General features: G+C 54.4%; 10 protein-coding genes. All 10 read right to left on the reverse strand.

The window, feature by feature from the left end; genetic code table 11:
* Window positions 1-107 precede the first annotated feature (107 nt).
* Window positions 108-488 carry a DUF7370 family protein gene (locus ACOTXD_RS15130; RefSeq protein WP_061856541.1) on the reverse strand — a complete coding sequence of 127 codons (381 nt, stop codon included), beginning with the start codon at window positions 486-488 and terminating at the stop codon, window positions 108-110.
* 2 nt (window positions 489-490) lie between these two features.
* Window positions 491-706 carry a hypothetical protein gene (locus ACOTXD_RS15135; RefSeq protein WP_061856542.1) on the reverse strand — a complete coding sequence of 72 codons (216 nt, stop codon included), beginning with the start codon at window positions 704-706 and terminating at the stop codon, window positions 491-493.
* Window positions 707-716: 10 nt separating this feature from the next.
* Window positions 717-1,811 (reverse strand): major capsid protein, encoded by a 1,095-nt coding sequence (locus ACOTXD_RS15140; RefSeq protein WP_061856543.1) that lies wholly within the window; start codon window positions 1,809-1,811, stop codon window positions 717-719.
* 11 nt (window positions 1,812-1,822) lie between these two features.
* On the reverse strand, window positions 1,823-2,251 hold the full coding sequence (locus ACOTXD_RS15145; protein ID WP_004151271.1) for a hypothetical protein: 429 nt from the start codon (window positions 2,249-2,251) through the stop codon (window positions 1,823-1,825).
* 3 nt (window positions 2,252-2,254) lie between these two features.
* Entirely contained in the window at window positions 2,255-3,658 is a 1,404-nt protein-coding gene (locus ACOTXD_RS15150; protein ID WP_061856544.1) for a DUF2213 domain-containing protein, read from the reverse strand.
* Window positions 3,659-3,726: 68 nt separating this feature from the next.
* Window positions 3,727-3,915, reverse strand: coding sequence for a hypothetical protein (locus ACOTXD_RS15155; protein ID WP_061856545.1), 189 nt, complete (start codon window positions 3,913-3,915; stop codon window positions 3,727-3,729).
* A 46-nt stretch (window positions 3,916-3,961) separates the two neighbouring features.
* Window positions 3,962-4,954: a phage minor head protein gene (locus ACOTXD_RS15160; protein ID WP_061856710.1), complete on the reverse strand. Its 993-nt coding sequence runs from the start codon at window positions 4,952-4,954 to the stop codon at window positions 3,962-3,964.
* The gene (locus ACOTXD_RS15165; RefSeq protein WP_063869156.1) at window positions 4,890-6,341 is read right to left on the reverse strand and encodes an anti-CBASS protein Acb1 family protein; all 1,452 of its coding nucleotides are present in this window, start codon (window positions 6,339-6,341) and stop codon (window positions 4,890-4,892) included. The genes ACOTXD_RS15160 and ACOTXD_RS15165 overlap by 65 nt, the downstream gene beginning before the upstream one ends.
* Window positions 6,342-6,352: 11 nt before the next feature.
* Complete coding sequence (locus ACOTXD_RS15170; RefSeq protein ID WP_061856547.1) at window positions 6,353-7,921, reverse strand: terminase; 1,569 nt, start codon at window positions 7,919-7,921, stop codon at window positions 6,353-6,355.
* On the reverse strand, window positions 7,854-8,042 hold a 189-nt coding region (locus tag ACOTXD_RS15175; protein ID WP_421766451.1), incomplete at its 5' end, for a hypothetical protein. The genes ACOTXD_RS15175 and ACOTXD_RS15170, both read right to left, overlap by 68 nt.

Raw genomic sequence — 8,042 nt, forward strand, 5'->3', positions numbered from 1 at the left:
CTCACCATCCGATTTCACGTAGCCGGTAGTCTCCCGCCCGGTATCGGTCTCGACCCATACGCGAGTGAGCGGCTTCGGCTTGCCTTCCGTTACTGATTTGTACGTCATCAGCAGCCCCCGACCACCATGAACAGACCGACGCTATTATCGGCACTGATTGGCAGCTCACTGGTGCAACCGCTGGTATCGAGCCGGGAAAGCGAGTCGCGCAGCCAGGTAATGCTGTCGTCACCATATTCAAACGAGCGGGACGCGCCAGACGGCGCACCCTGCGATTTGATGCGGCGCGCACCGGAAGACGTAGCCATAAGCGCGGCGGCATACATCAGGACCAGCTTCGCGGTGCACTCGTCATAACCCGCGCCATCGAGGCACGGGATAATCTTGTTCACCACGCAGAGGATCGGCGTAAGCAAGGCATCAGGTATGGCGTACCCCAACTCAGCGAGGAAGCCTTTAATTTCTTCTGGCGTAAGCGGGGTTGCCATGGTTATTTCGCCTTTTTCGATTTAGCGGGGTTGTCTTCATCGTTGCCTGGCGTCGCCACTTCCAGCTTGCGGTCACCGCCAGATAGGATTTCTACCAGTCCAGCGGATTTCCATTTGTTCGCAGTCTCTTCGCTGACCTCTACCTTTGCACCAACCTCCAGTTTCTGAAGATTGGCACCGGAGAAAAGGTTATCGGTAATCACTTTAACCAGTGCCATATCTCACCCCTTAGCTGTGTGCGTAGATGACAGATTTCTTGCTGTTGATGTCGGTCTTAACCATCAGGCCAGCAGCGCCCCATGTGCGCCAGATGTAATCACTGTTGTAGAACGGGCGTGGATCGGCAACGGTACCGAACGCCTGGCCTACAATCGGAGCAATCACGCCAGCAGTCAGCGGAACAATCAGGATCTGGTTGCCGGTCAGCTGAGCATCTTCTTTAATTGCGGAAATGCCGGACAGTTTCAGAAGCTCCTGCAGAATGGTGTCAGACTGGTAGTTGTCGCTGAAGTAGCGCTCAAGGTTGGAGATGATGGCGCTCGACACATACCAGGTCTGCTCTGCGTACTGATTGTTGGTCAGCTTGAGAGTGTCGCGCAGCTTAATCGCCGCGTTACGGATCTGCTCTGCCGTGGCGGAGGAACTGGTGAAGTCGATATTCAGCCCAGATGCGCCCAGATCAACCATCGCAACGCGCTCATCGTTCTTCAGGCCCTTCCAGGTCTTCTCATCAAACTTGATGTAGTTACCTTCCGCGTCACGATAGCCGTTGTAGATGTAATCCACATACTGGCGACGGACTTCGTTGGTGGACTCGAACTGAGCATCAGAGATGATGTCGAACGCATCCGGGTTGTTCAGACGCGGCTCACGCCAGTGGAACTTGAAGCCAGTATCGTGTACCGGAACCATCGTGCCGTCGTACTGGTACTGCACGGCATCCAGCGCGGCACCGATCTGGCCTGACATGGAGGTGTGAGCCCACATGCGGCCGCCGGACTTGGCGTATTCGTAAACGGTCTGGTTGATGCGCACCGAACGAGACAGCGGCATCAGGTCGTTAAACAGGGTGAATTCAGTATTCGGCTGGAATTGACGCAGAACAGTCTGGTCAAAAGCTTTGTACAGATCAGCAGGTGAGCGAACAGCGTTGATGCCATTCAGCTGATTGACTGCATTCAGGCGATCAGCCATTTCCTGCATTACGTTAATGCCCTGATGGTTCAAAGCGGCATTACGCTCCTGCGTCAGCATACCAAACTGGTACTGGTTCACGGCCAGGTTGCCGGTCTTTTCGCCCAGCGATTTAGAATAAACAAGCATTCAGTGACTCCTTACTTAATCACTACGCGAATGAGGTCGCCAGCAGCGGCGGTGATTGAGCGCTCTTCGTCGCAATAGCAGCGATCATTTTCGCCAGTGGCCCACTTCTTCACCTGGCCGTTGACGATTGAGAGAGCGTCGCCTTTTTTGTAGGTACCGGCGGCAGCGCGGACATTCAGGAACATTCCCGGCAGTGGGTGGATGCCAACCAGCAGATCGTCTACAGCAAACGTGTCATCTACCGTTTTGCAGCGCAGATAATCGAAGTCAGCGACATAGATAATCGCTGTCTCGCTACCATCTACCGACACCTTGAAGACGCCAGCATCAAAGAAGCCCAGGGTGCCAGGCTTGACCGCAGTAGCGCGGCCTTCACGGTTGAGCAGCGGATTAGGGAATACGCCACCGGCGTGAATTACGTGTTTTCCGTCTTTAGCCATTTTTTACTCCGGCATTTCGCTGACTGATGGGGTGTTGGTTGCCTGGCGGAATGCACCGTTCAGGCCGAAAGAGGTCTGGCACTTGGCGTACATAGCGTCTAGCGCTTTGCCGTCAAGATCAGCGACTTCGTCGTCGCTCATGTTCATCGCCAGCTTCACAGCCGCGCGCTTTTCGCCCTTCTCTTTGTCGGCGTTCGCGTTCAGGCTGTTGAAAACGACGTCCACACGATCGGCGAGTTTCTGCGCCCACGCTGGCATCTCTTCGTTATTGGTGGCCTGCTCTTTTTTCTTGGGCTTGCCGGTTTCAGGGTCGATTTCTTCATCGCCTTTTTTCTTGGCGGTGGCTTCTTCGGCCTTCATCTGGTTGTATGCGTCCATCAGCTCGGCGTCGGACTTGCCTTCAGTCGGCTTACCAGCGGCTTGCAGCGCATTGATAATCAGTTCTTTCATCGGATCGTTCTCTCCGTTGGTTTTAATCTCGTACTCAATGGGTTTGCGCACGACTTCTACAGGTTCGCCGACGAGCGATACGGCCCCGTCAGAGATGAGGTACTTCTGTTTGAATAGTGTCCGGCCAGATGTGGTCTTCTTCTCGTCTTCGAAAATCAGATAGTCCGGGTAAATGCTGACTGCATAGCGCCAGGAATCATGGGAGGTTGAGCGAATTGCTTCACGCAGCGATGCGGCTATATCGTCGAATGACATCCCGCCGTCATTAGCGACAAAGAACTTGATCTTATTCAGCCACCCATCTTTGCGGTTATCACTAACGATCGCGTCTTGCAGGTTGCAGACTTCAATTTCGGTCTCATCACCTTCAGAGTTAACGAAGATGCCCACCCCATCCTCCGGCGTTCCGGCGCCCGGCTCATCAAGCAGCACCGCCACATGGTCAAACATCATGTTGGTGGCGATCTCGTTGTACTTCTTGCCCTTCGACTCTCCATTTGCGGCGATGCCGGAATACAGCAGCCCGGTGGAGATGTGGATCGGTTCTGAGTTGGTACCGGCCAGCATCTCGTCAAGACGGTTAATCAGGCGCTTGCCCTTGTCGCTCGACTCGGCGTACTGGCGGTTAACGTACATGTCGCCCGTCACCTTCCCGTCGTTGTGGCTGACATTCTGCAGCCAGGCCCCTACGTGGTATTCATTCACCGCCCGGACATCGCGCGCCGATACATGCTTGCCGTCCACTTTCGGATGGCCCAGCGGCATCGGGTTACGCTCAAGCGTGTTGTAGGCCTTTTCGATTTCTGCTGCCGGGTACAACTTCCGGTTCATCACGATATCGTCCACGACAGGCGTGATGCCGCGAACCACGATATGTGGCTTGCCGTCGATGGTTTCAGTGGTGATGTTTGAAGCGGAGTTGACGACGGACAGCACGTTAACGCGATTGCGTTTCATGCTGGGTCCTCATTGATGGATGTCAGGCAATAAAAAAGGCCGCCGTGGCGACCTTTGGGTTAATATTCTTAAACGCGATTAAAGGCGGTAATTACCACATCATTTGGCTGGCAATTTCTTTTGCCAGCAATAGCTGCTGGAAGCTTTAAAAATACCGCCTCAGCCTCTTCGTCCCCAGTATCTTTAATCACTGTAGACCCCTCTCCGCCAACGACGCCTTCTCTTGCAATAATCTTATAAGCAACAAAGTATTTCATAAAATCCCTCTTTTAATTTCAAGTGAATCACCATCTTAGCTGCTTACTAGCCTTTTTTCACCCAGTCAACCCGCTCTTTCTTAAGCTTATCCGCCAACCCTTCATTGAAGATGCTGCCGTCGTCGTTGAGCAGCGCAGGTATCTGGCTGCAGTAGCAGTTGTAACGGTTGCCGTTCTCGGCGTAGAAGTCCCGCACCTCTTCGGTGGTGTAGACTTTACCGTGACGGCTAGCGTGCCAGGTTCGCGTCGTAGGCTTGAGCGCTGACAGCCATAGCAGACCGGTATTCAGCCCCAGCCGGTCAGCAGCCCAGTCCGTTTCGTTCCATTGCGCCTGCCGCAGCGCGCCGACCTGCTCGGTCTGAGCGATGTTCTTCGCCTTCGACATACTGACATCGAGACGCTTGCTGATGACGCTGGCTGTCTCGCGAGGATTCACGCCGCGCGCAACCGCGTCAGTGATGATGTTGGTTAAATCGCCACGGGCGGTATCGCTGATGACCTTCCAATCGCTAAACGTTGTCAGTCTAGCCGCCGCTACCTGATTAAGGTGACCGGGGCTGCTTAAAAGCTGCTGTAGCGTCGTCTGGCTGGCGTACACCTGCGACTGCTGCGAGAGGTTGTTGAAGGCCTCCACCGTTCCGCGCTGCGCTTCTGCGACGACGTAATCCATTGCCCAGAGATTTTGCTCGCCACCTTCCAGCAGATAATCGTCGAGAATGCTCTGCACCGCTTCCAGCAGATCAGCAAGCTCCTGCGCCGACATGTCGTATATGAACTTGCCGGCGTTAACCTGGTAGAGCCGCATATCCGCGCCGTTGTCGTGGCACAGGAAGTGCCAGTTATGGCTGTTGGTTTCACGCTCTCGTCCGGTCATTCGCTGGTCGAACAGGGCTTTCAGTGCCACCTTTATCGCGTAATACCGCTCCTCAATGTCGCGCTCCATCTTGCTGACGGACTTGCGCGACATCGTGGGGTCAACTTTCGACCGTGGTATCACCGGACTTTTCGGCTTCTGGTTGAGGGTCGGCCAGAGGATCAGATTTTGGTTTGTTGCCATCAGGCGGAACCTCATCATCAAGCTCAGGTAGTGGTTGCAGTTCGCCAGCAGCGCGGATCTCGTTCTCTTCGATAGCCGAGCGTCCAAACGCGTTTGTCGACTTAACGGCCACGTCCGCGAGTTTGTCCATGTTGGCAATCTTCTCTGCCTGGCTCGGTGCCAGTAGATCGGACCATCCGACGGTGATTTCCTCGCCTGCCGCTGGAGGAATGAAGCCAAACTCCCAGAATCGGGTAACGATGTCCGTTATCAGGTCTGTCAGGAATCCGGTTCGCCGGCTCATTCTGGTTTTGGCCCAGTCTTTCGCATCCTCGCTACTGGCCCGCTCGCCCGTCTGCATGCCGACCAGTACTTTGACAGGGATCGGCACGGTGGCGCAAAACTCATTCAAAATGGTTCGCCACGTTGGTTCTGGGTCCGCCGCTGCAACCGATAACACACTAACATCGCCCTCCTGCATCATCACAGCGCTATCAGAGCTATCGTTAAGGCGTCGCACCTGCCCATCAAGGGCTTCGGATAGCTGAGATTCTGAAACACCAAGAGCCTTAGCCAGTGCTGAGAAGTTTGTTTTGGCGCTGAAGTTGAAGTTGAGCTGGCGGCTGGCGTTTTTGAAGAAACCTTCAGCCGCACCGCCGGAGACCTTTTCGCTGTCCATGATTTTATGGAAGCCAGCAGCAAGCATTGATTCGCCAGAGTAGAGGCGTCCATCGTCTGACCCTTCAGCGAGGATAATTACGCGGTCAGGGTGGACGTTAATGATGCGTCCGGGCTGCCCGCCTGCCTGCTGTTGTACTGGGATTTCAGTAAACGAGTACATGGTGACGTCACCATAGTTCTCGCTGCTCTGGTCTTCGTTGTAAGTGACAGGCTCAATCTGTGCCTCCCACACAGGGATCAACTTAACTAACGCCTTTTCCTTCTGCCTGGCAGTAACTATCTTATCGACCGGTTTATCCCAGGTCCGGTTATCCTTTACCTGTATCAGCAGCGCAGAGTAGCGCCCCACTAGGTTGCGTTTGTCAGCGCCCTTTATCTGTTTCCAGCAACGCTTTAGCAGTTTGTTTACGCGCTTATCCCAGTCCGTTTGCTGGGTGGCATCCTTCGTCTGGTCACCTTCGTAGACATCCGGGAAGTCCTCCCAGCAGCCATCGACCATCCGGTTAACCGCAGCGTTAGCAATAGCATTGCGGCTGTAGGCTCGGAAAAAGTCGTCGAAGGTCAGATTCAGTGGATAGCCAAACTCCTGGTACAGTCGCTGGCGTTTCGTATTACTGGTGCCATTAAACAGAGCGTTAACGTAGCGCATACGATCACGATCGAGGCTGGCATTTGCGGCAAATTGTTTGTTCATTTCGCTTTCGTTCACGGTTTCCTCCGTCAGCGCGAGCGCACCAACATGCCGGTGATTTTCTTTGGTGAATGCAGTACTCGGTAGCGGGTAGCATCCCAGTCGTGGTCTTCCTGCTGGGTATCTACGTCATCTGGGTTTTTGCTGTCGCGAACCAGCACGGGTATGCGGCTAATCCATCCTCGGCAATGCTCAAACACGTAAAAGGCAGGCTTCTCAGGTATGCCAGATTCCAGCTTCTTACCTTCAACTACAGCCTCAAGCATGTCAGCGAATACCGAGGCCCCGTTTACTCGCGAGCCAGGCTTCTTATTGGCTTCAAGCCATTCGACATCCTGACTTTCCATTTTCTGGCCGATCGACAACTCATCGTCACCGGTATTGAAAATGGCGCTATCAGCCGGTCCAGGGATAACTTCCGAGCATATTCCCGGAACAATGTTCAACTGGCCCTGCGTAACACCGTCTATTTGAATCTCTTCCGGCTCGTCGACGTCTTCGCCCACCAGCCGCTTGTCAATCCACGCCACGCCTTTCGCGACGTTGGTGGATGACATATTCAGGCCTTTGTTCAGCTCATCAGGCGGGCAGCCATACCATTCTCCGATCAGGATTAACGTCCCTGCCGGCGGGCAGAACTGCCGACCATCAGGCAGTTCGGCGGCAGTGCCATCAGCCTGAGCCCACCACAGATTTGAGAACGGCTTCGACTCACCCCAGTCATGGGAGCGGTCAACTGTCCAACTATCCGGTATGCGGAATGGCTTAATGACGTGCAGCGATTCATTCCACAGGTGGTCGAATCGCCCGCCACTGGTCACATCCCAGGAGCCCTCTACCCACGCTTTGCGTCGGTTAGGGTCTTTAATAGCCATCAGGGTCGCAATGTACTGCGGGTCGAGGTAAGGGTTCTCTTTGAACGATCCGTGGATGGCCACGCGAGTAAGCGTGATTTCCTCTTCTCGCTCAGTCTGGGGGTTGAATACCATTTGCCTGTCACGCTGCACGGTTCCACGCGGAGCCGGCTCAATGAAGCGCTTCTTCACCCAGGTATGCCCGATGCCAAACGGGTTGGTAGTGCTGAACGTCTCCAGCGGGATTGGCTTCAGTAACTTGCCATTATCCAGCGGGTAGTTCTCCGGCCTGAACGATGAGCGTCGGCAGGAGAACATCATTTCGTAGAACTCTGGGGACTGCTGTTTCGTCAGCTCGTTAAAGCCAATGAACGGGAATTCTTGCCCGTGGAAATCCCAGTAGTCGTCCGCCTCTTTGCCGAAGCGGAAGAGCAGCTCCTCGCCAGTAGGCCATACCCATCGCAATTCGCTCGCAGATGACAGATAGCGTGCACCGTCGTTGAACAGGCGAAACATACGCTTCGACTGAGTAATGATGTCGGCAAGGTTCTTATATTCGGTGTCGAAAATGACGCCGCGCCAGAACGAGCCATAACCCACGCCGACATTACGCCTGAACCTGGCTAACTGCGCAGCGGTCTTGCCTGGTCCGCGAGTACCCTCGAACAGGATTTCGTTACATGGGCAACTCAGCGCCAGAGACTGCGATCCAGGCAGTGGCTTCCATACAGCTTTGTAATTCATCCACCGAGCACCCCTGACCTGCTCCCCGTTGATTAATACACCCCGATGTTAGTAATGTCTTCATAAGCCACATGAGGACATTCCCATGAAGAAGCGTTTTTCCGACGAACAGATCATCAGT

The sequence above is a fragment of the Enterobacter cloacae complex sp. CDL013 genome (assembly GCF_049238805.1).
Classification (GTDB): domain Bacteria; phylum Pseudomonadota; class Gammaproteobacteria; order Enterobacterales; family Enterobacteriaceae; genus Enterobacter; species Enterobacter hormaechei_C.

Excerpts from the sequence above, each read along its gene's own strand:
- ACOTXD_RS15135 (WP_061856542.1), bottom strand. The coding sequence starts at position 706 with ATGGCACTGGTTAAAGTGATTACCGATAACCTTTTCTCCGGTGCCAAT.
- ACOTXD_RS15150 (WP_061856544.1), bottom strand. The coding sequence starts at position 3,658 with ATGAAACGCAATCGCGTTAACGTGCTGTCCGTCGTCAACTCCGCTTCA.
- ACOTXD_RS15145 (WP_004151271.1), bottom strand. The coding sequence starts at position 2,251 with ATGGCTAAAGACGGAAAACACGTAATTCACGCCGGTGGCGTATTCCCT.
- ACOTXD_RS15170 (WP_061856547.1), bottom strand. The coding sequence starts at position 7,921 with ATGAATTACAAAGCTGTATGGAAGCCACTGCCTGGATCGCAGTCTCTG.
- ACOTXD_RS15155 (WP_061856545.1), bottom strand. The coding sequence starts at position 3,915 with ATGAAATACTTTGTTGCTTATAAGATTATTGCAAGAGAAGGCGTCGTT.
- ACOTXD_RS15140 (WP_061856543.1), bottom strand. The coding sequence starts at position 1,811 with ATGCTTGTTTATTCTAAATCGCTGGGCGAAAAGACCGGCAACCTGGCC.
- ACOTXD_RS15130 (WP_061856541.1), bottom strand. The coding sequence starts at position 488 with ATGGCAACCCCGCTTACGCCAGAAGAAATTAAAGGCTTCCTCGCTGAG.